Source organism: Neorhizobium sp. T7_12, assembly GCF_002968535.1.
Classification (GTDB): domain Bacteria; phylum Pseudomonadota; class Alphaproteobacteria; order Rhizobiales; family Rhizobiaceae; genus Neorhizobium; species Neorhizobium tomejilense.
The window spans coordinates 422,157-448,745 of record NZ_PVBK01000002.1; the positions used below are offsets into that span (position 1 = coordinate 422,157).

General features: G+C 61.1%; 23 protein-coding genes and 1 pseudogene. 19 read left to right on the top strand and 5 right to left on the bottom strand.

The window, feature by feature from the left end; translation table 11 throughout:
* Positions 1-23: 23 nt before the first annotated feature.
* From dusB to C5J26_RS08090, 10 genes are all read left to right on the top strand, one after another.
* Positions 24-1,043 carry a tRNA dihydrouridine synthase DusB gene (dusB, locus tag C5J26_RS08045; protein ID WP_105401266.1) on the top strand — a complete coding sequence of 340 codons (1,020 nt, stop codon included), beginning with the start codon at positions 24-26 and terminating at the stop codon, positions 1,041-1,043.
* Positions 1,040-2,188, top strand: a complete 1,149-nt coding sequence (locus tag C5J26_RS08050; RefSeq protein ID WP_105401267.1) for a nitrogen regulation protein NR(II) — start codon at positions 1,040-1,042, stop codon at positions 2,186-2,188. The genes dusB and C5J26_RS08050 overlap by 4 nt, the downstream gene beginning before the upstream one ends.
* Complete coding sequence (gene ntrC, locus C5J26_RS08055; protein WP_037087225.1) at positions 2,185-3,636, top strand: nitrogen regulation protein NR(I); 1,452 nt, start codon at positions 2,185-2,187, stop codon at positions 3,634-3,636. Before C5J26_RS08050 ends, ntrC begins: the two co-directional genes overlap by 4 nt.
* Positions 3,637-3,857: 221 nt before the next feature.
* Positions 3,858-6,131: a PAS domain-containing sensor histidine kinase gene (locus C5J26_RS08060; RefSeq protein ID WP_105401268.1), complete on the top strand. Its 2,274-nt coding sequence runs from the start codon at positions 3,858-3,860 to the stop codon at positions 6,129-6,131.
* Positions 6,121-7,485 (top strand): sigma-54 dependent transcriptional regulator, encoded by a 1,365-nt coding sequence (locus C5J26_RS08065; protein WP_105401269.1) that lies wholly within the window; start codon positions 6,121-6,123, stop codon positions 7,483-7,485. The genes C5J26_RS08060 and C5J26_RS08065 overlap by 11 nt, the downstream gene beginning before the upstream one ends.
* 3 nt (positions 7,486-7,488) lie before the next feature.
* Complete coding sequence (gene trkA, locus C5J26_RS08070) at positions 7,489-8,865, top strand: Trk system potassium transporter TrkA (protein ID WP_046669312.1); 1,377 nt, start codon at positions 7,489-7,491, stop codon at positions 8,863-8,865.
* A gap of 31 nt (positions 8,866-8,896) precedes the next feature.
* On the top strand, positions 8,897-9,760 hold the full coding sequence (locus C5J26_RS08075; protein WP_105401270.1) for a D-amino-acid transaminase: 864 nt from the start codon (positions 8,897-8,899) through the stop codon (positions 9,758-9,760).
* Between the two features lie 106 nt (positions 9,761-9,866).
* On the top strand, positions 9,867-10,109 hold the full coding sequence (hfq, locus tag C5J26_RS08080) for an RNA chaperone Hfq (RefSeq protein WP_007757453.1): 243 nt from the start codon (positions 9,867-9,869) through the stop codon (positions 10,107-10,109).
* A gap of 43 nt (positions 10,110-10,152) precedes the next feature.
* The gene (hflX, locus tag C5J26_RS08085) at positions 10,153-11,526 is read left to right on the top strand and encodes a GTPase HflX (protein ID WP_206051164.1); all 1,374 of its coding nucleotides are present in this window, start codon (positions 10,153-10,155) and stop codon (positions 11,524-11,526) included.
* A 138-nt stretch (positions 11,527-11,664) separates the two neighbouring features.
* The gene (locus C5J26_RS08090; protein ID WP_105401271.1) at positions 11,665-12,684 is read left to right on the top strand and encodes an acyltransferase; all 1,020 of its coding nucleotides are present in this window, start codon (positions 11,665-11,667) and stop codon (positions 12,682-12,684) included.
* Between the two features lie 211 nt (positions 12,685-12,895).
* Here the strand turns inward: C5J26_RS08090 and C5J26_RS08095 are convergent, their stop codons facing one another.
* Positions 12,896-13,840 (bottom strand): hypothetical protein, encoded by a 945-nt coding sequence (locus C5J26_RS08095; protein ID WP_172723853.1) that lies wholly within the window; start codon positions 13,838-13,840, stop codon positions 12,896-12,898.
* Between the two features lie 107 nt (positions 13,841-13,947).
* Between C5J26_RS08095 and C5J26_RS08100 the strand changes: the two are divergent.
* Positions 13,948-14,131: pseudogene (locus C5J26_RS08100) on the top strand (IS5/IS1182 family transposase); the annotation flags it as partial.
* Between the two features lie 22 nt (positions 14,132-14,153).
* On the opposite strand, the gene mazG reads toward C5J26_RS08100, so the two are convergent.
* Both mazG and C5J26_RS08110 read right to left on the bottom strand, forming a co-directional pair.
* On the bottom strand, positions 14,154-14,987 hold the full coding sequence (gene mazG / locus C5J26_RS08105; protein ID WP_105401446.1) for a nucleoside triphosphate pyrophosphohydrolase: 834 nt from the start codon (positions 14,985-14,987) through the stop codon (positions 14,154-14,156).
* 24 nt (positions 14,988-15,011) lie between these two features.
* Complete coding sequence (locus C5J26_RS08110; RefSeq protein WP_105401273.1) at positions 15,012-15,590, bottom strand: deaminase; 579 nt, start codon at positions 15,588-15,590, stop codon at positions 15,012-15,014.
* A 235-nt stretch (positions 15,591-15,825) separates the two neighbouring features.
* Between C5J26_RS08110 and cysG the strand changes: the two genes are divergently transcribed.
* The 5 genes from cysG (at position 15,826) to C5J26_RS08135 (ending at position 20,765) form a co-directional block, all read left to right on the top strand.
* Positions 15,826-17,280 carry a siroheme synthase CysG gene (gene cysG, locus C5J26_RS08115; protein ID WP_105401447.1) on the top strand — a complete coding sequence of 485 codons (1,455 nt, stop codon included), beginning with the start codon at positions 15,826-15,828 and terminating at the stop codon, positions 17,278-17,280.
* A complete protein-coding gene (locus C5J26_RS08120) occupies positions 17,277-17,591 on the top strand; it encodes a DUF2849 domain-containing protein (RefSeq protein WP_105401274.1) in 315 nt (104 codons plus the stop codon). The genes cysG and C5J26_RS08120 overlap by 4 nt, the downstream gene beginning before the upstream one ends.
* Positions 17,592-17,598: 7 nt before the next feature.
* Complete coding sequence (locus C5J26_RS08125) at positions 17,599-19,272, top strand: nitrite/sulfite reductase (RefSeq protein ID WP_105401275.1); 1,674 nt, start codon at positions 17,599-17,601, stop codon at positions 19,270-19,272.
* Entirely contained in the window at positions 19,272-19,790 is a 519-nt protein-coding gene (locus C5J26_RS08130; RefSeq protein WP_105401276.1) for a DUF934 domain-containing protein, read from the top strand. Before C5J26_RS08125 ends, C5J26_RS08130 begins: the two co-directional genes overlap by 1 nt.
* Before the next feature lie 147 nt (positions 19,791-19,937).
* A complete protein-coding gene (locus C5J26_RS08135) occupies positions 19,938-20,765 on the top strand; it encodes a ferredoxin--NADP reductase (RefSeq protein WP_105401448.1) in 828 nt (275 codons plus the stop codon).
* Positions 20,766-20,951: 186 nt separating this feature from the next.
* Here the strand turns inward: C5J26_RS08135 and C5J26_RS08140 are convergent, their stop codons facing one another.
* Entirely contained in the window at positions 20,952-21,392 is a 441-nt protein-coding gene (locus C5J26_RS08140) for a DUF3828 domain-containing protein (protein WP_046637679.1), read from the bottom strand.
* Positions 21,393-21,710: 318 nt separating this feature from the next.
* On the opposite strand from C5J26_RS08140, the gene C5J26_RS08145 reads away from it, so the two are divergent.
* From C5J26_RS08145 to C5J26_RS32585, 3 genes are read left to right on the top strand one after another with little or no spacing between them, the layout of a single operon-like run.
* Positions 21,711-22,577: an STAS domain-containing protein gene (locus C5J26_RS08145; protein ID WP_172745780.1), complete on the top strand. Its 867-nt coding sequence runs from the start codon at positions 21,711-21,713 to the stop codon at positions 22,575-22,577.
* A gap of 5 nt (positions 22,578-22,582) precedes the next feature.
* Positions 22,583-22,951, top strand: a complete 369-nt coding sequence (locus tag C5J26_RS08150; protein WP_172745781.1) for an STAS-like domain-containing protein — start codon at positions 22,583-22,585, stop codon at positions 22,949-22,951.
* Positions 22,938-23,504, top strand: coding sequence for a hypothetical protein (locus C5J26_RS32585; RefSeq protein WP_172745782.1), 567 nt, complete (start codon positions 22,938-22,940; stop codon positions 23,502-23,504). The genes C5J26_RS08150 and C5J26_RS32585 overlap by 14 nt, the downstream gene beginning before the upstream one ends.
* Positions 23,505-23,545: 41 nt before the next feature.
* Here the strand turns inward: C5J26_RS32585 and uvrB are convergent, their stop codons facing one another.
* On the bottom strand, positions 23,546-26,569 hold the full coding sequence (uvrB, locus tag C5J26_RS08160) for an excinuclease ABC subunit UvrB (RefSeq protein WP_105401280.1): 3,024 nt from the start codon (positions 26,567-26,569) through the stop codon (positions 23,546-23,548).
* Between the last annotated feature and the right edge of the window lie 20 nt (positions 26,570-26,589).

Genomic DNA, 26,589 nt, shown 5'->3' on the forward strand with positions numbered 1-26,589 from the left:
AATAAAAATAGTGCAACTATCTCATGTGCCCGAAAGATCATCATTTGAGTTTCCAAGATCTTGCCAAGCCTTTTCAGATCGGGCCTGTCGCCATTCGCAATCGCGTCGTCCTGGCGCCGATGTCCGGCGTCACCGATCTGCCGTTCAGGCGGCTTGCCTGGCGCTATGGCGCCGGGCTCGTCGTGACGGAAATGGTCGCCAGCGGTGAACTCATTCTCAACCGCGGCGAATCATGGGCGCGGCTCAAGGGCGCCGGCATCTCGCCGCACATGGTGCAGCTTGCCGGCCGTGAGGCGCAGCCGATGGCGGAAGCCGCGAAAATCGCTGCCGACAACGGCGCCGATATCATCGACATCAACATGGGGTGTCCGGCCAAGAAGGTGACGGGCGGTTATTCGGGCTCAGCGCTGATGCGCGATCCCGATCACGCCCTGTCCATGATCGAGGCGACCGTCAACGCCGTCAGCGTGCCGGTGACGCTGAAGATGCGGCTCGGCTGGGACGAAAATTCCATCAATGCGCCCGAGATCGCCCGCCGTGCGGAACAGGCGGGCATCCAGCTGGTGACCATCCACGGCCGCACCCGCATGCAGTTCTATGAGGGCAGGGCGGATTGGGATGCGATCCGCCAGGTGCGCGACGCGATCTTCATCCCGCTGATCGCCAATGGCGACGTCGAATCGCCCGAGGACGCTCAAGCTATCCTGGCGCGCTCCGGTGCCGATGCGGTCATGGTCGGCCGCGGCGCCCAGGGACGGCCCTGGCATGTCGGCTGGCTCGCCGGCCACGCCGCGCCGTCGCAGGCCGAAATCGCCGACCTGGTCATCGAACATTACGAGGCGATGCTGGAACTCTACGGCCGCGAGGCCGGCCTCCGCCACGCGCGAAAACAGCTCGGCTGGTATCTCGACCGCTTCGCGGGCGACCTGCCCGCCACAGAAAAGGCCGCCATCATGATTTCGAAAGACCCGGCCGATGTCTCGCGCCGGATGATTGCAGCGCTCAGCGGCCAACCCGTCGACGCTCAGAAGGAGGCCGCATGAGCAAGTCCCCGGCGCAGGATGCCACGATTGGCAACGCGCTCGCCATGGCTGTCCTCAACTCGGTGCAGAACCCGGTGATATTGGTCGATGCGGCAGGCAAGGTCGCGTTCGCGAACTGGGAGGCGGAGGCTTTCTTCGGCGCCAGCGCCCCTCATCTCGCCAAGAACAAGATCTCCACCTTCATCCCGTTCGGCAGCCCGCTTCTCGCCCTGATCGACCAGGTGCGCGAGCGTAAAGCGCCCGTCAACGAATACCGTGTCGACCTGTCTTCGCCGCGTCTCGGCCAGGACAAGCTGGTCGATCTCTATGTCGCGCCCGTGGTCAGCGAACCAGGCTCGGTGGTCGTCGTCTTCCAGGAGCGGTCCATGGCGGACAAGATCGACCGCCAGCTCACCCATCGCGCCGCCGCGCGTTCGGTGACGGGTCTGGCCTCCATGCTCGCCCACGAGATCAAGAACCCGCTCTCGGGCATCCGCGGCGCCGCCCAGCTTCTGGAAAGCGTCGTTCCCGACGACGACCGGGCGCTGACCCAGCTGATCTGCGACGAGACCGACCGGATCGTCTCGCTGGTCGATCGCATGGAAGTCTTCTCCGACGAACGGCCGGTCGATCGCATAGCCCTCAACATCCATTCGGTGCTCGATCACGTGAAGGCGGTCGCCAAGGCCGGCTTTGCCCGCAAGATCAAGATCTCCGAAATGTACGACCCGTCGCTGCCGCCGGTCTTTGCCAACCGCGACCAGCTGGTGCAGGTCTTCCTCAACCTCATCAAGAATGCGGCCGAAGCCGTCGGCGATCAGCCGGACGGCGAAATCATGCTGACCACCGCCTATCGCCCCGGTATCAAGCTTTCGGTCGCTGGCACCCGGGACAAGATCTCCCTGCCGCTCGAATTCTGCGTCATCGACAACGGACCGGGCGTTCCGACCGATCTCGTGCCGCATCTTTTCGATCCCTTCATCACCACGAAGACGAACGGCTCCGGCCTGGGCTTGGCCCTGGTCGCCAAGATCATCGGCGGCCATGGCGGCATCGTCGAATGCGACAGCCAGGCGCGCCGGACGATATTCCGTGTTCTGATGCCCATGCACAAGGAAGAGGCCATGGACGGCCGCGCCTTGAACTCCACAGGAAACGTAAAATGACTGCCACGATCCTTGTCGCCGACGACGACGCGGCCATCCGCACGGTTCTGAACCAGGCCTTGACCAGGGCAGGCTACGAAGTACGCATCACCTCCAATGCCGCCACCCTGTGGCGCTGGATTTCGGCCGGCGAGGGGGATCTCGTCGTCACCGACGTGATCATGCCGGACGAGAACGCCTTCGACCTTCTGCCGCGCATCAAGAAGGCGCGGCCCGAGCTCCCGGTGCTCGTCATGAGCGCCCAGAATACCTTCATGACGGCCATCAAGGCCTCGGAAAAGGGTGCCTACGACTACCTGCCGAAACCGTTCGACCTGACCGAGCTGATCGCCATCATCGGCCGGGCGCTCGCCGAGCCGAAGCGCAAGCCCGCTCGCCTCGACGACGACATGCAGGACGGCATGCCGCTCGTCGGCCGTTCTGCCGCCATGCAGGAAATCTACCGTGTCCTCGCCCGTCTGATGCAGACCGACCTGACGCTGATGATCACCGGTGAGTCCGGCACCGGCAAGGAACTCGTCGCCCGCGCGCTCCATGACTATGGCAAGCGCCGCAACGGTCCGTTCGTGGCGATCAACATGGCCGCCATCCCGCGCGACCTGATCGAATCGGAACTTTTCGGCCATGAGAAGGGCGCGTTTACCGGCGCCCAGAACCGCTCCACCGGCCGCTTCGAGCAGGCCGAGGGCGGAACCCTTTTCCTCGACGAAATCGGCGACATGCCGATGGACGCCCAGACCCGTCTCCTGCGCGTCCTGCAGCAGGGCGAATACACGACCGTCGGCGGCCGGACGCCCATCCGCACCGATGTCCGCATTGTCGCGGCAACCAACAAGGATTTGAAGCACCTGATCAACCAGGGCCTCTTCCGCGAGGACCTCTATTACCGCCTCAACGTCGTGCCGCTGCGCCTGCCGCCCTTGCGTGACCGTGCCGAGGACATTCCGGACCTCGTTCGACACTTCATGCAGATGGCCGAGAAGGAAGGGCTGGATGCCAAGCGTTTCGACAGCGAAGCGCTGGATCTGATGAAGGCCTATGCCTGGCCGGGCAACGTGCGCGAGCTGGAAAACCTCGTTCGCCGCCTGATGGCGCTTTATCCGCAGGAGGTCATCAGCCGCGAGATCATCGAATCGGAGCTGCGCTCGGATGTTCCCGACAGCCCGATCGACAAGATGGGCACCCGCAGCGGTTCGCTCACCATCGCGCAGGCCGTGGAAGAAAACATGCGCAGCTATTTCGCGAGCTTCGGCGAAAATCTGCCGCCGCCGGGTCTCTACGATCGTGTCCTGACGGAGCTGGAATATCCGCTCATCCTGGCGGCGCTGACGGCCACCCGCGGCAACCAGATCAAGGCGGCCGATCTCCTCGGCCTCAACCGCAACACGCTTCGAAAGAAGATCCGGGAACTGGGCGTCTCGGTCTATCGCAGCTCTCGTGGCGCTTGATGGTTAGTTTGTTCCCGACTGCTTGACAGCTTCCGCTCATCGTTGCATTTTCGCCACATTGCGTTGCTTAAAGGTCACGCAGGGTTTGGTGAATGCTCGACGGAGTGGCGGCCGTCGATGGGGGTAGGCCAGCCCTTTTCTGGAAAGTGGCTGTCGCTTCGCCCGGTCTGACCGGGTTGGATCGATCTCCCGCGAGGGTTTTGGGGATCGGAGTGGATTCGATGACGGAAGGCGTAACAGCGCCGATGGCCGAAGACGAGCCAGCGGTGTCAGTGCAGGATCGGCGCGCGTCGTTTGCGCTCCCCGGCCTTCTGCTCGCCGGCGGAGCCTTGATCTGCGCGTCGGTGACGCTGTTCATCCTGCTCGGCCTGACGCCGATCGCCCCGACCACCAATGTCGTGATCGCCTCGGCTGCGCTGAATTCGCTTTTCATCCTCGGCCTGATGTATCTGATCGCCCGCGAGATCGTCCGGCTGGTGAAGGCGCGCAACCGCGGCCGTGCCGCCGCCCGCCTGCATGTCCGCATCGTCGTGCTGTTTTCGATCGTGGCGATCACGCCGGCAGTTCTGGTGGCGATTTTCGCGAGCCTCACGCTCAATGTCGGCCTTGATCGCTGGTTCTCGCTTCGGACGCAGTCGATCGTGCAGTCGTCCCAGGACGTCGCCCGCGCCTATATGCTCGAGAACGCCAGCTATCTTCAGGGTCAGACCGTGTCGATGTCGAACGACCTCGAGCGCAACCGGCCGATGTTCTATCTCGACCGTACGGGGTTCGTGGACTTGATGACCCGCCAGGCGCGGGGTCGCGGGATGCTCGGAGCCTTCCTGGTGCGCGAGGACGGTCAGGCGATCGTCCAGGCGGACATCAAGACGGAAAAGCCGTTGCCGGCGATCCCGGAGGATGCGCTGAAAACGGCGGCGGCCGGCCAGCCGACGCTGATCCCGCCAGGCGTCACCAACCTCGTTGGCGCCGTCATCAAGCTCGACGCCATTCCCGGCTCCTATCTCTATACGATCCGCGCCGTCGACCCGAAGGTCATCTCGGCGATGCGGCTGATGGAGGAGAACACCGCCGAATACCAGGCGATGGAAGCCGGCCGCACATCGCTGCAGATCGCCTTTGCGGTGCTCTATCTCGGCTTCGCGCTGATCGTGCTGCTCGCGGCGATCTGGACGGCGATCGCGGTCGCCGACCGCATCGTCCGGCCGATCCGGCTGCTGATCAGCGCCGCCGACAGCGTGGCGACCGGCAATCTCAATGTCGTCGTGCCGGTGCGCGCCGCCGACGGTGACGTCGGCAGCCTGTCGCGCACTTTCAACAAGATGATTTCGGAGATCCGCAGCCAGCGCGACGAGATACTCGAGGCCAAGGATGAAGTCGACGACCGCCGCCGGTTCATCGAGGCGGTGCTGTCCGGTGTCACCGCCGCCGTCATCGGCGTCGAGGAAGACCGCCGCATTACCATCGTCAATCCGTCGGCGGAGCATTTCCTTGGCGTTCCCGCCGAACAGCTGATGGGCGAGAAGCTTGAGGATGTCGCGCCCGAGATTGACCACGTCCTCACCGAGGCGCGCACCAGAGCGCGCGGCGAGTTCCGTAAGCAGGTGAACCTGATCCGCGGCGGCAAGGAGCGGACGCTGTCGGTTCAGGTCACCCGCGAGGAACAGCGCGCCGCGCACGATTCTTATGTGGTGACGCTAGACGATATCACCGATCTCGTCATCGCCCAGCGTTCGACCGCCTGGGCGGACGTTGCCCGCCGCATCGCCCACGAGATCAAGAACCCGCTCACCCCGATCCAGCTTTCGGCCGAACGCCTCAAGCGTCGCTACGGCAAGCAGATCGCCGAGGACGACCGCGCCGTCTTCGACCAGTGCACCGATACGATCGTGCGCCAGGTCGGCGATATCGGCCGCATGGTCGACGAATTCTCCTCCTTTGCCCGCATGCCGAAACCCGCCAAGGAAGAGGCCGACCTGCGCGATATCCTGCGCGACGCGATCTTCCTGCGCGAGATGGGCACGACCCATGTGGATTTCATCCGCGAGCTTGGCGACGAGCCGTTGAAGGGCATGTTCGATGCGCGCATGCTCGGCCAGGCCTTCGGCAACCTCATCAAGAACGCCGTGGAGGCGATCGAGGCGGTCCCGAGCGATCAGGAGCGCGACGGCCGCAAGATCAAGGTGCGCTCGGTCTATGACGAGGAGCGCGACACCTATGTCGTCGATATTATCGACAACGGCAGCGGCCTGCCGACCGAAAACCGGCACCGCATCCTCGAGCCCTACATGACCATGCGCGACAAGGGCACGGGTCTGGGGCTCGCCATCGTCAAGAAGATCATTGAAGAACACGGCGGGCAGCTCGAACTGCACGATGCTCCCGCCGATTTCGATCATGGCAAGGGCGCCATGATCAGGGTGCTGCTGCCGCATCTCGAACAGGTGGCGGTGCCGGGAACGGATAATAACAAGGAATTGGCTTATGGCGTCTGATATTCTGGTCGTAGATGACGAGGCGGATATTCGCGATATCGTTTCAGGTATTTTGTCCGATGAGGGCCATGAAACCCGCACGGCCCACGATAGCGACAGCGCGCTGGCAGCGATATCCGATCGCGTGCCGCGGCTGGTTTTCCTGGATATCTGGATGCAGGGCTCCAGGCTGGATGGTCTGGCGCTGCTCGACGAGGTCAAGAGCCGGCACCCCGATTTGCCCGTCGTGATGATCTCTGGCCACGGCAATGTCGAGACCGCTGTTTCGGCGATCAAGCGCGGCGCCTTCGACTTCATCGAAAAACCGTTCAAGGCCGACCGGCTGATCCTGATCGCCGAGCGGGCGCTCGAAAACTCCAAGCTGAAGCGCGAGGTGACCGAACTCAAGAAGCGCACCGGCGACGCGGCTGAGCTGGTCGGCACGTCGGTTGCCGTCTCGCAGCTTCGCCAGACGATCGAGAAGGTCGCGCCCACCAACAGCCGCGTGATGATCCTCGGCCCCTCCGGCTCCGGCAAGGAACTGGTGGCACGGATGATCCACAAGCGTTCGTCTCGCGTGACCGGTCCGTTCGTGGCGCTGAACGCTGCGACGATCACGCCTGATCGCATGGAGATGGCACTTTTCGGTACCGAGGGCGCTCCCGGCCAGGCGCGCAAGATCGGCGCACTGGAGGAGGCGCATCGCGGCATCCTTTATCTCGACGAAGTCGGCGAAATGCCGCGCGAGACGCAGAACAAGATTCTTCGCGTGCTTGTGGATCAACAGTTCGAGCGCGTCGGCGGTTCGAAGCGCGTCAAGGTCGATGTTCGCATCATCTCGTCGACCGCCTACAATCTCGAAAGCCTGATCGCCGACGGTTCGTTCCGCGAGGACCTGTACCATCGTCTCGCCGTCGTGCCGGTCAAGGTGCCGGCGCTGGCCGAACGCCGCGAGGACATTCCTTTTCTGGTCGACATGTTCATGCGCCAGATTTCCGAACAGGCCGGCATCCGCCCCCGCAAGATCGGCGAGGATGCCATGGCCGTCCTCCAGGCCCATGACTGGCCAGGCAATATCCGCCAGCTGCGCAACAATATCGAACGGCTGATGATCCTTGCCCGCTCCGATGGTCCGGATTCGCCGATTTCCGCCGACATGCTGCCGACCGATCTCGGCGACATGCTGCCGAAGGTTTCCGCCAAGGGCGATTACCACATCATGACGCTGCCGCTGCGCGAGGCCCGCGAAATGTTCGAGCGCGACTACCTGATCGCCCAGATCAACCGTTTCGGAGGCAACATTTCCCGCACCGCGGAATTCGTCGGCATGGAGCGCTCGGCACTCCACCGCAAGCTCAAATCGCTCGGTGTTTGACATATGAAGGTGATCATCTGCGGCGCGGGACAGGTGGGCTACGGCATTGCCGAGCGGCTCGCCCAAGAGGACAATGACGTCTCCGTCATCGATACCTCGGCGACGCTGATCGCTGCGATCACCGAGACGCTCGACGTCAAGGGCTACGTCGGCCACGGCGCTCATCCGGACGTGCTGGAAAAGGCGGGCGCCAAAGACGCCGACATGATCATCGCGGTGACCCTCTATGACGAGGTCAACATCGTTGCCTGCGAAGTCGCGCATGCCCTGTTTTCCGTGCCCACCAAGATCGCCCGCATCCGCGCCCAGAACTATCTGAAGCCGGAATATGCCGACCTCTTCAGCCGCCAAAACATGTCGATCGACGTGACGATCTCGCCGGAAATCGAGGTCGGCAAGATGGTGCTGCGGCGCATTTCCTTTCCCGGCGCCACCGATGTCGTAAAGTTCGCCGACGATCACATCACCATGGTGGCGATCGAGTGCATGGAGGACTGCCCGGTCGTCGCCACGCCCCTGCACCAGCTCTCCGATCTCTTTCCGGACCTGATGGCAACCGTGGTCGGCATCGTCCGGGGCGGCGTCCTGACCGTTGCCCGCTCCGCCGATGAGCTCGAAGTCGGCGATCTCGCCTATGTCATCTGCCAGCGCGAACACATCCGCCGCACGCTCGGCCTGTTCGGCCACGAGGAGCAGGAGGCCCGCCGCATCGTCATCGCCGGCGGCGGCAATATCGGATATTACGTCGCCCGCACTATCGAGGAACACCAGCCGAGGACGCGGCTGAAGATCATCGAGAGCGACCGCGAGCGGGCGCTGGTCGTCTCCGAGCAGCTGCGCAATACGATCGTGCTGCACGGTTCGGCGCTCGACCAGAATATCCTCACCCAGGCCGATATCCAGGATACCGACCTGATGATAACCCTCACCAACAGCGACCAGATCAACATCCTTGGCGCGGTCCTGGCGAAATCGCTCGGCTGCAAGTCGAACCTCGTGCTGATCAACTCCACCTCGTTCCATCAGGTCACCGACGCGCTCGGCATCGACGCGCAGATCAACCCGCGTGCGGTAACGATCTCGCGCGTGCTCCAGCATGTCCGCAAGGGCCGCATTCGTTCCGTCTATGCGGTGCAGAACGGCGCTGCCGAGATTATCGAGGCCGAGGCGCTCGAAACCTCGCCGCTGGTCGGCCGGCCGTTCCGCGAGCTCGACCTTCCGGACGGTATCCGTGTCGGCGCGATCTACCGCGGCGAGGCCGTCATCCGCCCGAACGGCGATACCAAGATCAAGGCGCGCGACCGGGTCGTGCTCTTTGCCACCGCCGAAGCCGTGCGCCATGTGGAGCAGCTTTTCCGCGTTTCCATCCAGTATTTCTGACCAGCATTTCCGAAAAGAGCAGGGGATATCGATGTCGAGAATTGCCTATGTGAACGGACAATATGTTCGCCATTCCGACGCCGCGGTGCATGTGGAGGATCGCGGCTTCCAGTTCGCAGACGGCGTCTACGAGGTCTGCGAAGTGCGCCACGGCATGATCGTCGACCTGACCCGCCACCTCAACCGCCTCGACCGGTCGCTGGGTGAACTGAGGATGGCCGCGCCGATGGGCCGCGCGGCACTCACCTTCGTCATCCGAGAAGTTCTCCGCCGCAACCGGGTGAAGAACGGCATCTTCTACCTGCAGGTAACCCGCGGCGCTGCCCGACGCGACCACTACTTCCCGGCCGAGGGCACGCCGCCGACCGTCACGATCACCGCCAAGAGCACCGATCCTTCGGCCGCCGCAAAAAAATATGCCAGTGGTATCAAGGTCATCACCCTGCCTGAGAACCGCTGGGACCGCGTCGACATCAAGACGGTCGGCCTGTTGCCGAACGTGCTTGCCAAGCAGCAGGCGAAGGAGGCCGGCGCTCAGGACGCCATCTTTATCGACCGTTCCGGCATCGTCATGGAAGGTGCCTCTTCGAACGTCTGGATCGTCACGCGGGATGGCGAGCTGGTCACCCGGCCGGCCGAACACGGCATCCTCAAGGGAATCACCCGCACGACCCTCATCGATGTCGCCAAAAAGCTCGGGCTCAAGGTGGTCGAGCGCGAGTTCAAGACGGAAGAGATGCTGGCGGCGCGCGAGGTCTTTTTCACCTCCGCCACCGGGATCTGCGTCCCGATCGTCGAAATCGACAACAAGCCGGTGGCCAATGGCCATCCGGGCACGGTATCGTCAAGTATACGCGACACCTTTTTCGACGTTGCGGAAAAGACGGCGATTTGATAGTCAAACATCGGGGAAGGGAAAGCACGGGGCGCTTTCCGCTTGTCTTTTATCAAGCTTGATCATGATCCGGCTCCGGGCCGGCAAAAAAGAAAGAAGCGGCGCTATGGCGGAACGTTCTCAGAACCTGCAGGATTTATTTCTTAATACCGTTCGCAAGCAGAAGATTTCCCTGACGATTTTCCTGATCAACGGGGTCAAGCTGACAGGTGTCGTGACCTCTTTCGACAACTTCTGCGTCCTGCTTCGCCGTGACGGCCACTCTCAGCTCGTGTATAAGCACGCGATCTCGACCATCATGCCGGGCCAGCCCATGCAGATGTTCGAAACCGAAGAGAATGCGGCCTAACAGGACAGAACAGATTTCAAATCGCGATACGTCTAAAGAATCCATGGTCCCGGAGGCTGAAAAGCGCCGGGACGATATGCGCGCACTCGTCATCGTGCCGGTCCTCAAGCAGGCACGGTCGAAGGCGGGGCAGGGCGACTCTAGCCAGGCACCCGCGCCGCAGCGCTCCAACGAAGCCCGCCTCGAAGAGGCGATCGGCCTTGCCAAGGCAATCGACCTGGAGATCGTACAGGGGCTGATCGTACCGATCAGCCAGCCGCGCCCGGGGACGCTGATGGGCAGCGGCAAGATAGAGGAAATCAAGGCGCTGCTCGACGAGCACGACGCCGGCCTCGTCATCGTCGATCATCCGCTGACCCCGGTGCAGCAGCGCAATCTCGAAAAGGAATGGCAGGCCAAGGTCATCGACCGGACCGGCCTGATCCTCGAGATCTTCGGCCGCCGCGCTTCCACGAAGGAAGGCACGCTGCAGGTCGATCTGGCGCATCTCAATTACCAGAAGGGCCGCCTGGTCCGCAGTTGGACCCACCTTGAACGCCAGCGCGGTGGTGCCGGCTTCATGGGCGGCCCCGGCGAAACCCAGATCGAGGCCGACCGCCGGCTGCTTCAGGAACGCATCGTCAAGCTGGAGCGCGAGCTCGAACAGGTCGTGCGCACCCGCCAGCTTCACCGCGCCAAGCGCCGCAAGGTGCCGCACCCGATCGTGGCGCTGGTCGGTTATACCAATGCCGGCAAGTCGACGCTGTTCAACCGCATCACCGGCGCCGGCGTGCTTGCCGAGGACATGCTGTTTGCGACGCTCGATCCGACGCTGCGCCGCATGAAGCTGCCGCATGGCCGTACGGTCATTCTCTCCGATACGGTCGGCTTCATCTCCGATCTGCCGACCCATCTTGTCGCCGCCTTCCGCGCCACGCTGGAAGAGGTGCTGGAAGCCGATCTCGTCCTGCATGTGCGCGACATGTCCGATCCGGACAATGCCGCTCAGGCCGGCGACGTCATGCACATCCTTGCCGATCTCGGCATCGACGAGAAGGAAGCGGCCGCCCGCATCATCGAGGTCTGGAACAAGATCGACCGGCTCGACCCGGAAGCCCATGAGGCGATCGCCGAACGCGCCATCGGCCGCGAGAACGTCATGGCGGTCTCGGCGATCACGGGCGAGGGCGTCGAGCCCCTGATGGACGAGATCTCGAAACGTCTCTCCGGCGTTCTCACAGAAACCTCGATCACCATTCCGCCGGAAAAGCTCGGCCTCGTCTCCTGGGTCTACAGCAATTCCGTCGTCGACGGCCGCGAGGACAACGAGGACGGCTCCGTCACCCTGGATGTCCGCATGTCCGAGGCCGAGGCAGCCGAACTGGAGCGCAAGCTCGGTAATGGCCTGAAACCGGACAAGGAAGACTGGGAACGATAGGAGCGCTCTGGGCGCAACTTCGCACTTGCCGGCAGCGTCATGATGTTGCCGGTTTTTTGCGGTGCAACATGAGCCGACGAGGACGGCCACGATTCTTGCGGTATTATCATCCGCGGGCCAGCAAAAACGGGTTTCGCGATGATACAAAATCCACCGAGGGAAGAGACCGGAGCACACCTGGACTACCTGGATGGGTGGAGAGGTATTGCGGTACTCTTCGTGATAGTGGGCCATTTCTGGATCGATGATTTCTGGCCTGGCGTCAGTACCTTCGGGGTGGACCTGTTTTTCGTTCTGTCCGGGCGGTTGATGTCGGAAATTCTGTTCGTCAAGCGGGCAGAACTGCCGACCTTCTTTTTCAGGCGTTTCTCAAGAATTTATCCGGCGCTCTTCGCGTTCGTCGTCATCACGACCCTTGCCTTCCAGGGCACCGAGATTTCGCACGGCCCTGTCGCGGCATTGCTGGCGCTGACGTTCACGATCAACTACGCGATGGTCTATACCCATCCGGTGGCGTTGCTTGATCACCTGTGGTCGCTATGCGTCGAAGAACATGCCTATGTTCTTCTGGCGGGCGTCGCCTTCCTGTCGCGCCGCAGACTGTTTCCGGTCGGGGCTCTGATCGTCGCACTCGGCGCTGCGGCCATGCTGAACGGCATCATCCGCACGGAACTCGGCGCAAGCGTTCTCTATACCCACTGGCGCAGCGACGTCTCCGTGGCAGGCATATTCATTGCCGGCGGTCTCTGGCTGTTCCTGCGCAACCGCCAGGCTCCCTGGTGGGTTTCGCCGCTGGCGCTGCTGGTTGCGGTCGTGGCGAAGGGGATGCCGTTTCACGTCCTCTCCTTCGGCCTGTCGACCGTCATGCTGGCACTATCGATCACCACGATCGACAGCGCGGCGCCGGTGTTCCGCAAGATGCTGTCGGCCAAGGTGCTCACCTATGCCGGACTGTGGTCCTATTCGCTTTATCTATGGCAGCAGCCCTTCTACAAGCTTTACCGCGAGGGCGCGGCACCGACCCCAATACTGCTTCTGGCCGCCGTGGCGACCGCACTGGCGAGCTTCTACCTCGTGGAGAAACCCTCACGGAGGGCGCTCAACCGCCTTTTCCAGGGCCGGGCGGCAAGACTCGCGGCCACCGAGCGGATAGCCTGATAACTCGGCGCTCCGTTCTGCGCTGCGGGTGACGCCAATTCTTCGGGATCGGGAGCGGTTGCCTCCCTGCCGCTTGCGGGATGGATATATCCGCCAGGCAGTGTGGACTCTTAAGCTACACGGACGCAGGAAACGTAGTTTCCTGCGACTTGGAAATGAGACGCCGCATGGACCTTGGCTAAGGTGCGAAGATCACGTTCGAAGATAGTCTTCAAGCGCCGGCCCCTGGGAACATTCCCGGCAAATACGTCCCGTCTTCCTGAAGCTCCATGGACCGTTCCTGAAGCCAGAACAGATATTCGGTAGCCGAGGTCGTCGTTCTGTCGCCATAGCCTGCCTGAAACGGATATTTGTCCGCCTCGCCGCTGCGGATCAGCAGGCTGATATAGTCGATCCGGGGTCTGATATCTTCCTTGAGAAGGGTCGCAACGTTGACCTCGTTGATCACGTTGTTCTTCACGACAGGGGCGTAGAGATCGGGATTTGTTTCGCTCCGCGCCCGCAGGTCGGCAAGCTCCTGCGCTGCGTTCGTCTTGAGCGCCGCGAGATCGGCCATCATTTCCGCGGTTGGCTCGATTAGAATGCCCCTTGCAATGAGCTCCTCTCTCGACAGGGCAAAAACCCAGCCCACCCCCTGCGGTCCCGGTTTCCATATTTCCGGATCAGGCGTCCAGCCGGAATGATCCTGGTTTTTCAGCTCCTCGATCGTAACGAAATTGACCTGCATTTCTCTTCTGGTGCGCATTCTCTGTTGCGCAAGCCGTTCACTCACCAGACCGTCCAATTGGCCACTCGCTTCCAGGGATCGCGCGAGCTTCAGCTTCTCCTCATCGGACCAGGGCCCGGGCGCCACGAGGGCCGCCTTGGCTTTCAGAGCTTCTTCCGGGTCGTCGATACCCTCCCGTAATCGCGCTTTGAGGACTTCCGCCGTTTCGATCCGCTGTTCGTCCGCAACGAGCTCCTCCTCGCTGTAGCGATTAAATGCCGCCTCCATGAGGGCGGCTTTCAGCTCGTTCTGCGAGGCACCGTTCGCGATTGCAGCATTGACTTTCTGATCTCTTTCTTCGCGAGATTGAGCGGAAGCGGACGGTGGCGGCGAACGGAGGTTCTGCCGATAATCGGTCGTCGCTGTAAACAAAGCTGTCAAGGCAACCAATGGATCGTCCTCCTGCGTGAAATGGTGGCGCCGGTGATTCCAGCGCCACTACCCTAGATGGAAACAACTTGCGCGAGACTTGACTCCATTTCCCGTTGCCGTGCGGAATCCTTCCGAATAACCCATCACGCGCCCAGAAATATCCGGTCGACAAACAACTTTATGCCCAATGCCACCCGATCGAATGCTGCTTGTCCAAGCTCAAACAGTTTCGCCGCGTTGCCACGAGATATGATAAAGACTGCCCGTAACTATCGAGCCGTGATCGCGCTCGCCGTAACAATCTTATGACTCAAATAAAGCTCCACACCTCCTAGCCGATCTGCCGCTCGATCGCCTTTGCCGCCTGCCAGAGCTCTTCCATGCGTTCCAGCGTGGCAGCTTCCAGCGTCTCATTCGATTGTTGAAGAGATGTTTCTATATAATTGAACCGTCGCCTGAATTTTGTATTCGTGCCGCGAAGCGCCTCTTCCGGATCGGCTTTCACATGCCGGCCGATATTGACCAGCGCGAAGATGAGATCGCCGAGTTCGTCGGTAACCTTGTCCTGGTTTCCGTTGCGCAGAGCTTCGCGCAGTTCCCCGATCTCCTCCTCGATCTTGTCGAGGATCGGTTCGGCCGCCGACCAGTCGAAGCCGACCTTTGCCGCCCGCTGCTGCAGCTTCAGCGCCTCGGTCAGCGCAGGCTGGGCGCGGTGGACGCTTCCAAGGTATCCGAGCTTGAAATCCTCGGTAATGCCGCGATGCGCCCGCCGTTCGGCTCGCTCGCGCTTCTCCTCAGTCTTGATGTCGTCCCACTGCACTTTCACCGCGTCCGGCGTCGCGGCATCCGAGACGGCGAAGACATGCGGATGCCGGCGGATCATCTTTTTGGTGATCGCCTGGACGACGTCGCCGAAAGAGAATTCGCCGGCTTCCTCGGCCATGCGGGCGTGGAAGACCACCTGCAGCAGCAAGTCGCCCAACTCCTCGCAGAGATCGTCCATGTCGTTACGCTCGATCGCATCGGCGACCTCATAGGCCTCCTCGATCGTATAGGGCTTGATGGTCGAAAAATTCTGTTCGAGGTCCCAGGGGCAGCCGGTGACGGGTGTCCTGAGCGCCGCCATGATCTCGATCAGCCGCGAAATATCCTTCGATGTTTCCATCTTCTTGTCCTTCAATGCCGGATGTCAGGCGAGCGGAATGGTGTTTTTGTCCTTGCCGGACTGGTAGACGCCGGAAAGCCCGTCATATCGGGCTTTGATCCGGCTGGTCTGGGTCTTGAGACCGGCACGGAGCGGCTCGTCTTCGCTCTCGACGAGATCGGCAATTGCGTAGGAATGCCAGAAGGCATTGTTGCGCCGGTAACCGCCGGGCTCCAGGCCGAAAACCTCTTTGAGGATCTTCAGGTCATGCGGGATGGCGAAGGCGTCGCGCGAATCTTCGTGGCTGAAAAAATAGTAGAAATTGTCGAAACCGGCCCAGGTGATCGCCGACATGCACATCGTGCAAGGTTCGTGAGTCGAGAGGAAAATCAGGTCTTTGGTGGGAAGATCTCGTGTGGTTTCGTAAAAGCGCTTCAGCGTGTGCACCTCGCCGTGCCACAGCGGATTTTCGAGCTCGTTGTTGGTTTCGGCAATCACCAGCGACAGATCGGATCTCTTGAGGATCGCCGCGCCGAAAACCTTGTTGCCGGCGGCGACGCCTTTTTCCGTCAGGGGCAGGATGTCGTTTTCGATGACGTCGAGAAGGCGGGCGGCGATTGTCATGGGAACTCTTTATGGCAAGGTGTCTAGGCAGTTTATGGCGCGGAACGAAAGGATCGGGGCAAAAAACACTGTAGTCTACAGAAATACTGGAGAAATATCGTCTGTGGTGGCTTTTGCTCAAGAACCGGTTGATCGTAAAACAGAAATACCGGCTCCCAATCCACTTCGCATATCCATTCCTTCAATTCCGCCGTCTTATTGTGGATATTGCTGTCATATGATTCAGGATACCCGCATGTCTCCAAGCCAACAACGCCTGTCGGTCTTTCCGGCATTCTTCCGCGTCAGCGGACGGAGCGTTGTCGTGTTCGGCAATGGCGACGAAGCCTATGCCAAAGCCCGGCTGCTGCGCAACACCGATGCGGAGATCGTTGCTTACGTCTCCGCACCCGATGAGGACTATGCCGGCTGGCTGGCCGCTCAGGGCATCAACACCATTCGTTCGGATTTTTCGCCGGATCAGCTCGCAGATCAGGTCAAGGGCGCGGTGATGGTGTTTGCTGCAACCGGCGATGCCGCGCTGGATCGTGCGATCGTCACTGCCGCCCGCGCCGAAAAGGTACCCGCCAATGCGGTCGATCAGCCGGATTTCTGCGATTTTTATACACCGGCCCTCGTCAACCGCGCACCGGTCGCCATCGCCATCGGCACGGAAGGTGCCGGACCGGTGCTCGCCCAGATGATCCGCGCCCGCATCGACCAGATGCTGTCGCCGTCGCTCGGCGTTCTCGCCCATCTGGCCGCTGAATATCGGGATGCCGCCGAACGTTTGGTGCCCCGCGGCGTATCGCGCCGGATCTTCTGGCGCCGCTTCTTCTCGGCCGATGTCGCAAGTGCCGTCGATGCCAACGATATCGCCGCCGCCCGCCGCTCGGCCAATGCGCTGCTGTCGACCACTGGACGCGCCGCTGGCCATGTCTGGCTGGTCGGCGCCGGTCCGGGTGCCGAGGACCTTTTGACGCTGCGTGCCCAGCGTGTGCTGATGGAAGCCGATGCGATCGTGTATGACGCGCTGGTCCCGCAGGCGATCGTCGACATGGGCCGCCGCGATGCCGAGCGCCTGTCGGTCGGCAAGCGCAAGAACTGCCATTCGAAATCCCAAGACGAGATCAACAGGCTGCTGGTCAGGCTCGGCCGCGAAGGCAAGCGCGTCGTCCGCCTCAAGTCCGGCGATCCGCTGGTCTATGGCCGCGCTGGCGAGGAAATGGCGGCACTCCGTGACGCCGGCGTCACTTACGAGATCGTACCGGGCATCACCTCCGCCTTTGCCGCAGCCGCCGATTTCGAACTGCCGCTGACGCTGCGCGGCGTCGCCTCGTCGCTGATCTTCACCACCGGCCATGACCTCACCGGCGACGTTCTGCCCGATTGGGCAAGCCTTGCGATTTCCGGCGCGACGATCGCCGTCTATATGGGCCGCACGGTTGCTGCCTCCGTCGCCGAACGGCTGATGGGCGCCGGCCTTGCCCCGGAAACCACCGTCGCCGTGATCGAAAATGCCAGCCGAGCCGACCGCCGGCTTTTCCACGGCGTTCTTCACGAACTGCCGGACCTGGAAGCCCGCGACGATCTTTCCGGCCCGGTCATGGTGATCATCGGCGAAGCCGTCGCCGGTGCGAATTTCGAAAAGTCCGAACCGCTTTCCCATGGTAAGATGCCGGTTCGCGAGGAAATGGAACAGACAAGATGACCGACAAGGTTCTGACCGCCAACCGCCTTTCCGATGGCATCGCCGTCTGGCTCGATGCGAACGGCCAATGGGTGGAAAACCTGCAGGACGCGATCGTCGCGCGCCATCCCGAGGCCGTGGCCTCGCTGGAAGCGATCGGCAAGCGCGATTTTGCGCAGAACCTGGTTGTTGACGTCGCCGTCATCGACGTGCAGGAGCAGGACGGCAAGCTCTGGCCGCTGCGTCTTCGCGAACGTATTCGTGCCCAGGGCCCGACCATGGAATATGCTGCCGGATATCGCCCCGCCGATCCGGCCTTCATCGCAGTTTGAGGAAGTCATGTACCGTTACGACGAATTCGACCACGCTTTTGTTTCGAGCCGCGTGGAGCAGTTCCGCGATCAGGTCGGCCGCCGCCTCGCCGGTGAACTGGCCGAGGATGCCTTCAAGCCGCTGCGCCTGATGAACGGGGTCTACCTCCAGCTTCACGCCTACATGCTGCGCGTCGCGATCCCTTATGGGACGCTGAATGCCAGGCAGATGCGGATGCTCGCCCATATCGCCCGCAAATACGACCGCGGTTACGGGCATTTCACCACCCGCCAGAACATCCAGTACAACTGGCCGAAACTCTCCGACACGCCGGATATCCTGGCCGAGCTCGCGAGCGTCGAGATGCATGCGCTGCAGACCTCGGGCAATTGCATTCGCAACGTCACCGCCGACCATTTCGCAGGTGCTGCCGCCGATGAAGTCGCCGATCCACGCCCTTACGCCGAAATCCTGCGCCAGTGGTCCTCCGTCCACCCGGAATTCTCGTATCTGCCCAGAAAGTTCAAGATCGCCGTCACCGGCGCCGAGCGCGACCGCGCCGCGATCCAGGTGCACGACATCGGCCTGCACCTGAAGAAGAACGAGGATGGCCAGATCGGTTTTGCCGTCTATGTCGGCGGCGGGCAGGGCCGTACCCCGATGATCGCCAAGAAGATCAAGGATTTCCTCCCCGAGGAAGACCTGCTCTCCTACACGACCGCGATCATGCGCGTGTACAATCTGCACGGCCGCCGCGACAACAAGTACAAGGCGCGCATCAAGATCCTCGTCCACGAGACCGGCGCCGAGGAACTGGCTCGCCAGGTGGAGGAGGAGTTCTCCCATCTGCAGGGAACCGAGCTGAAGCTCCCGGAGAAGGACATCCAGGCGATCGCCGCCTATTTCGCGCCGCCGGCTCTTCCCGACCGGGCCGAAGGCTGGCCGCAGCTTGCCGGCTGGAAAAAGACCGACGAGAATTTCGCCCGCTGGGTCGATCAAAACGTCAAGCCGCACAAGCATCCCGACTACGGCATGGTGACCATCTCGCTGAAGCCGATCGGCGGCATTCCGGGCGACGCCTCCGACGTGCAGATGGACGCGATCGCCGATCTGGCGGAAGAGTTCGCCTTCGACGAGATCCGCATCAGCCACGAGCAGAACGTCATCCTGCCGCATGTGGCGTTGGCCGATCTCGAGCCGCTTTACCGGGCGCTGGTCGCCCATAATCTCGCGACCGCCAATGCCGGGCTGATCACCGACATCATTGCCTGTCCCGGGCTGGACTATTGCGCGCTGGCGAACGCCCGTTCGATCCCGCTGTCGCAGGAGATCTCCACCCGCTTCGGGTCGCCGGAGCGCCAGGCCGAGATCGGCGAGCTGAAGATCAAGATTTCCGGCTGCATCAATGCCTGCGGCCATCACCATGTCGGCCATATCGGCCTGCTGGGCGTCGAGAAGAAGGGCGCCGAGCTCTACCAGATCACGCTCGGCGGTTCCGGCGACGAGAACACCTCGATCGGCGAGATCATCGGCCGCGGTTTCGAGCCGAACAAGGTGACCGACGCGGTGGAAACCATCGTCGATACCTATCTCGGCCTTCGCACCTCGAAGGAGGAGACCTTCCTCGAAGCCTATCGCCGCGTCGGGCCGCAGCCGTTCAAGGAAGCGCTCTATGGCGGCGCTGCGGCGGAGGCGGCGTGATGACCCAGGAGCCAAGAATCTGGAGAGAAACCGGCTTCGTCGACAACGACCCCTGGGTGATCGAGACCGAGGAGGTGAAGGCGACCGAGGACCAGAAGGTGCTGCTGCCGCTCGACGAGATGATCGCGCGGGCGGAAGAGAGCAACGATGTCGGCCTCGGCGTGCTGATCCGGCCGGCGGACGACGTGCGCAAGCTCGAACCCTATCTCTACCGCATCGAGATCGTCGCGGTGGATTTCCCGGCCTTCAATGACGGCCGCGCCTTTTCGCATGCCTCGCTGCTGCGCGACCGGCTTGGCTACAGGAACGAGCTGCGCGCGGTCGGCGACGTGCTGATCGACCAGGTGCCTCTGATGCTGCGCTGTGGCATCGACAGCTTTTCGGTGAAGAACGCCACCGCGCTGAAGCGGCTCGAGGAGGGCCGGCTGCCGGGCATCGCCGAACACTACCAGCCGACGGCCCGCCACGCCGAAAAGGGCGAGGGTTACAGCTGGCGCCGCCGCACCGTGACGGCCTGAGGCCGGGGAACGACCGGCCGAAAGGTGAATTTCCCGCACATATTTTCTGAAAGGCCCGCGACAAAGGCACGCGGATGCCTTCAAATGCGGGACCAGATGGTATATTTCGCTTTTGCGAAGAACGACGAGACGAAGAGACCGATAGGCATGAACGCTCCAGCAAAGACGGAAGAATTCGCAGTGGCCCAGGTTCAGGCAAAGATTCCGGACGGCGTTTATGCCGAGACGGTGCTCGCCGTCGAGCATTATACCGACCGCCTGTTCCGCTTCCGCATGACGCGGCCGGCCGGTTTCCGCTTCCGTTCGGGCGAGTTCGCGATGATCGGCCTGATGGTCGGCGACAAGCCGGTCTACCGCGCCTATTCGATCGCCAGCCCGGCTTGGGACGAGGAGCTCGAATTCTTCTCGATCAAGGTGCCGGACGGTCCGCTGACCTCGCACCTGCAGGCGATCAAGCCGGGCGACACGGTGCTGATGCGCAAGAAGCCGACCGGCACGCTGGTGCTCGACGCGCTGACGCCCGGCAAGCGGCTCTACATGTTCTCGACCGGCACCGGCATCGCGCCCTTCGCCAGCCTCATCCGCGACCCCGAGACCTACGAAAAGTTCGACGAGGTCATCCTCACCCATACCTGCCGCGATATCGCCGAGCTGAAATACGGTTTCGACCTGGTGCACGAGATCAACAACCACGAATTCCTGCACGAGATCGTCGGGGACAAGCTCAAGCATTACCCGACCGTGACCCGCGAGGATTTCAAATATCGCGGCCGCATCACCGACCTGATCGAGAATGGCAAGCTGTTCACCGATCTCGGCGTCCCGGCGCTCGACCCGGAAGTCGACCGCGGCATGATCTGCGGCTCGACCGCGATGCTGAAGGACACCAAGGACCTGCTCGAAAAGGCCGGCCTCGTCGAAGGCTCCAACAACAAGCCCGGCGAGTTCGTCATCGAACGGGCGTTTGTAGGGTGAGGAACGGTCGGGCGCAGCCCGAGCAATCGATCCAGTGAATCGATTGCAGTGACGAACGCCGCGAGCCAAAGCGAGTGGCCGGGGGGCGGTGCGGCATACGCGGCCCCTGCACCACCGGCGCGGCGCCGCTGGTTTCCTGATACAAGGACAGGACTGAGGGAGGCCCCGCCCGCGCCAAACCGCTCCCTACTGCCCCAGCAGGTCGCGAAGGCTCCAGGGTTCGTCGCCGGACTGGTCGGCGATGTCGTCCACCTTCCAGCCGCCGTTTTCGCGCACCAGCGTATAGAAGAGCGTTGCCGACAGCTTGCCGTTGCGGAAGGACACTTCCAGCTCCGCCGTGTTGTCGAAGACGATCGGCGGGGAAAGCTGGATATTGCTGGCGACGCCATCCTGCCCGGCAAGGATTGGATCGAAATCCACCGCCTCGCCATTCGCCGTCAGGCTCTCGTTGAGCGCATCGGAAAAATAGGCCGAATAGGGCGAGGGCGCATCGTCCTCGGCCGGGTCGATCGTGTCGGCATAAAGGGATTTGATCAGCGCCTGCGGCGACTTGTAGACCCGCGCCTCGGCGCCGGCCGCAGCCAGCAGGGAAAACAGCAGTCCAAAGACGATGGCCGGCATGCGCATGGATGGTTTCTCGTATTGTAGGTAAGACGTGCGACAGAGAGGTTAAGCCAATGTGTAGCGGCAATGAGCGAAGAAGCAATAACGTTTCCTCACACCGCTCATATCGTACGTCCCTTCGGTTTTGGTTTTCCACCAGGGGAGTAAAGAAGGCCCCTTGTATAAACGCTTTAGGCTGTGAAGATCATTCCCAGCCACCGCCCCGCGGTGCTATCCTCCTCAAGCTTCGTTTCCAGGGAGATTTAGCAATTGTCTTCAGTCAAGTGCTACGTGGGTATTATGTCGATCTCGTATTTCGAAGTAATAAGGTGAGTTAATATTATGGCAGTAGTTTTGCGCTCTTCTCCGGATCTTTCTACCAATTCAGCCAGCTTTGACGAAATCGCGCGTTGGCATTTGCACTGTCTGAATGCTCATTCGGAAGATATTTCTATAGATCTTTCTGCAGTTCGCTGGATTGACGCTCATTTGTCGTCAGCTATCCTCTGCGTCATTCGCAAGATGCAGTTGAGGGGCAACCGCGTTGTATTTACCAATGCCTCACCTCGCATAACGGACATCATGACCAGAAATGGATTATTTCAGTCTGACAAAAAAACTGACTCCGGAACGGTGATCCCGCTCACTTCCTTTGGGAAGGCGGAGGGGATTCAGTATTCAAACTTCATTCGGCAGCATATGCGCCGCATGAAGTTTCCTCAAATGACTGATGCTTTGCGGGGTAAAATTTACGAGGGGCTAGATGAGGTTTTTATCAATGCCTCGATCCATTCCCATCTCGATACCGAAATATTTACGTGCGGACAATTCTTTCCAAAGTATGATCGAATCGATTTCTCAATTACGGATGGGGGTATAGGTATTCGTGGCGCTTACATGCGTACGTTTGGCACCAACATAACAGCAGCCGCAGCCATTGATTGGGCAATGGCTGATGGCAACACCACTAGGATAGGAGACATCCCCGGTGGTCTCGGCCTAAAAATCTTGCGCCAGTTCATCAACCTAAATCAGGGAAGGTTTATTGTGGTGACAGGAAACGCATTTTGGACGGAGCAAAATGGGGTCACCGACCGAAAGCAGATGGCTTCAGATTTTCCGGGGACCGTGGTCACAATTGAAGTCAATACGGGTGATACAAAGACTTACGAGCTTGCGAAAGCTCCCGACCCTTTAAACCTATGGTGATTGAAATGGCCGACGTTACGATAAGGATATCGGAGATTGTAGGCTCGGGAGTGTGTGTTACAAGCGAGGACGGTCAGAGAGTTTACCTTGCGCTTTACGATGCTTTCAATGCTGGCAAGCGGGTGAAATTGTCGTTTTCTGGCGTGACGCGCATGACCACAGCGTTTCTCAACGCTGCCGTTGGACAACTTTACGGCGAATTTTCAGAGGCTGACATTAGGAGTAAGATGTTGCCCCCGCTGGACGCTGAATCGTGGCATCTTGTCCGGCTGAAGTTAGTAATTGACCGCGCCAAGCAGTATTTTTCCAACAAAGAAAAATATAATAAACTTCTTCACGCCGGTATGGGGTTGGTAGAGGATGACTATAGTTAGTTTTGAAGCGGCAAGAAATCTGGAAGGCGTTAATATATTTGTTGATACTAATGTATTGCTATTTGTAGATGGTGCGCATGCATTTGAGGACCGTGAAAGAGCGTATTCAGATATCTATTTTCATCTAGGGAAAAAGAATAAGCTATTTACATCGGAAAAATGTCTAGGCGAGTTTTCAAACAGGCTAACTAAACTCTATTACGATATGGACAAAGATTCCGATCCCCAAATTGGGGACTTCAAACGATATCGGAAATCAAAGGAATTTTCACAGTCTATGGAATGTATTTACGATGCTACGTGTCAGTTCCTTGATGATCTTGAGATAATAAAATCATACGAAAATATTGACATTAAAAACGCTTTTCTGAACGTTAAAACTGGGCTGATTGACTATCCAGATATAGTGGCGGCTCGAATTTGCTTAAAGGATGATATGTATTTTTTCTCCGACGATGGCGACGCAATATTTTGCAAAGGTCTTAAGGTGATTACAAATAACCGGTGGGCCTTATCCAAAATCAATACTAGACACAATATTGAGTGTCTCTAGTCTAAAAGACGGGAATATCTGATCTTGGGAGTAGTGACATACTACCGCCCAGGCCGCCCCGTCTTCCCCTTCGTCCGGCTCTTCCGCTTCTGCTCGCCCGCATCCTCATAACTTCCCGCGCCGACCTTGCCGCGCACGAGGGGGCGAGGGTCGTCGGTGGATCCTCGGGTCAAGCCCGAGGATGACGGCGTTGAGGTTGCCGATGACGGCGGAGAGGTTGAGGATGACGGTTTTGGCGGAACCTTGCCGGTGACCGGTTTTTCGGTGCGGCCGACGGTCATTTCGTCGAGGTCGTTCTTGCGGAACAGCGATGGCTTGGCGGGTTCGGCGATGTCGCGGCCCATGTCGTCGAGGTTGGGTTTGGCGAAGAGGGAGGTCGAGGGTGTGGTTTCCCCCTCATCCGCCCTTCGGGCACCTTCTCCCCCTTGGGTAGAAGGGGACTCGCGGCGAGGTTTTGCTCCGCTTTTGCCGTTCCCGGCCTTGCCACTGCCGCCTTCGACCGCCCTGGCTTCGTCTCTCGCGATCGGGTCGTCCATGACGGCGAGTTCGGCGGCCTTGAGGCGTTTGATTTCGTCGCGCAGGCGGGCGGCCTTTTCGAAGTCGAGGTCGGCGGCGGCGTCGCGCATCGATTTTTCGAGCGCGTTGAGATGGGCCTGCAGATTGTTGCCGACCAGGTGGCCGCCATCCGCAAAACCCTTGCCGGAGACGCCGGAAATGTCGGCGCGGACGTGGTCGCGCTCGTAGACCGAGTCGAGGATATCGGAGATCCTGGCCTTCACCGATTCCGGCGTGATGCCGTGCTCGATATTGTAGGCCATCTGCTTTTCGCGGCGGCGGGCGGTTTCGTCCATGGCGCGCTGCATCGAGCCGGTGATCTTGTCGGCATAAAGGATGACCTTGCCGTCGACGTTTCTCGCGGCACGCCCAATGGTCTGGATGAGCGACGTCTCCGAGCGCAAAAAGCCTTCCTTGTCGGCGTCGAGGATGGCGACGAAGGCGCATTCGGGAATGTCGAGGCCCTCGCGCAGCAGGTTGATGCCGACCAGCACGTCGAAAGCGCCCAGGCGCAGGTCGCGGATGATCTCGATACGCTCCAGTGTGTCGATGTCCGAGTGCATGTAGCGGACGCGCACGCCCTGTTCATGCAGGTATTCGGTCAAATCTTCGGCCATGCGCTTGGTGAGCACCGTGCACAGCGTGCGATAGCCCTTGGCGGCGGTCTCGCGGATTTCGCCGAGCACGTCGTCGACCTGGGAGCGGGCGGAACGCACTTCCACCGGCGGGTCGATCAGGCCGGTGGGGCGGATCACCTGTTCGGCGAACACGCCGCCGGATTGCTCCATTTCCCAGTTGCCGGGGGTGGCCGAGACGGCGACGGTGAGCGGCCGCATCGCATCCCATTCCTCGAAACGCAGCGGCCGGTTGTCCATGCAGGAGGGCAGGCGGAAACCGTATTCGGCGAGCGTCGCTTTCCGGCGGAAGTCGCCCCGGTACATGCCGCCGATCTGGCTGACCGAGACATGGCTTTCGTCGATGAACAGCAGGGCGTTGTCGGGGATGTATTCGAACAGGGTCGGCGGCGGCTCGCCGGGATTGCGGCCGGTGAGGTAACGCGAATAGTTCTCGATGCCGGCGCAGGAGCCGGTCGCCTCCAGCATCTCGATATCGTAGCGGGTGCGCTGTTCCAGCCGTTGCGCCTCGAGCAGGCGGCCGCCCTTTTCCAGCTCGGCGAGCCGGTGTTTCAGCTCCTCCTTGATCGACTTGATGGCGCCGTTCAGCGTCGGGCGCGGGGTGACGTAGTGCGAATTGGCGTAGATCTTCACGGATTTCAGGTCGCCGACCTTGTGGCCGGTGAGCGGATCGAACTCGGTGATCGCATCGATCTCGTCGCCGAACATCGAGATACGCCAGGCGGCATCTTCCAAGTGGGCCGGGAAGATTTCAATGGTGTCGCCGCGCACGCGAAAGGAGCCGCGCACGAAATTGATGTCCTGGCGCTTGTATTGCTGGGCGACCAGGTCGGCCAACAATTGACGTTGATCCAATCGGTCGCCGACCGACATCTGGAAGGTCATCGCCGTATAGGTCTCGACCGAGCCGATACCGTAGATGCACGAGACCGAGGCGACGATGATGCAGTCGTCACGCTCCAGCAGCGAGCGGGTGGCGGAGTGGCGCATCCGGTCGATCTGTTCGTTGATCGACGATTCCTTCTCGATGAACGTGTCGGAGCGCGGCACATAGGCTTCCGGCTGGTAATAATCGTAATAGGAGACGAAATATTCCACCGCGTTGTCCGGGAAGAAGTTCTTGAACTCGGAATAGAGCTGGGCGGCCAGCGTCTTGTTGGGCGCGAGGATCACGGCCGGGCGCTGGGTCGCCTCGATCACCTTGGCCATGGTGAAGGTTTTTCCCGAGCCGGTGACGCCGAGCAGCACCTGGGAGCGCTCGTTGTCGTTGATGCCCGCCACCAGGTCGCGGATGGCGGTCGGCTGGTCGCCGGCGGGCTCGTAATCGGAGGACATGCGGATGGTGACGCCGCCCTCGGACTTTTCCGGCCGGGCGGGGCGGTGCGGCGTCCACAGCTTGCCGTCCTTGAACAGCGGATTGCCGCTCTCGATCAGCGCCGACAGCGCTTCGACCGTGGCGGTGACCGCGCCGGCGGCGAGGTTCTCGGCATCCTCCAGCGACGTATCCATGCCGGCGACCGGATTGAGCCCGGCGCGGGCGCGCGTCTTCGGATCCGACGAGGCGCCGATCGACACGCCGCGGGCGGTCTTCGAGGCAGTGGTGTTCTTGGCCGTCGTCGGCGCGCTCTTCTGGGCGGCCTTGATGGCCTCCTCACGCGCCGCGATCTCTATTCTCTTGCGATGCTTGCCGGCCTTGGAGGCTATTTCTCGCTGCGTCTCGACGCCGGACGCTTCCGCCTCCGCCTCGAGCTGCTTCACCCAGTCGGATACGCTGCCTTGCAGAGGCGCGCCCTCGAACGACGATTGCGGGGCCTCCTCGAAACCGTTGTGATTTTTCGGGTTCGAGGCGGGCGATTTTTTCGGTGATCTGGCCATGCCGCGAATATGGAGAGACT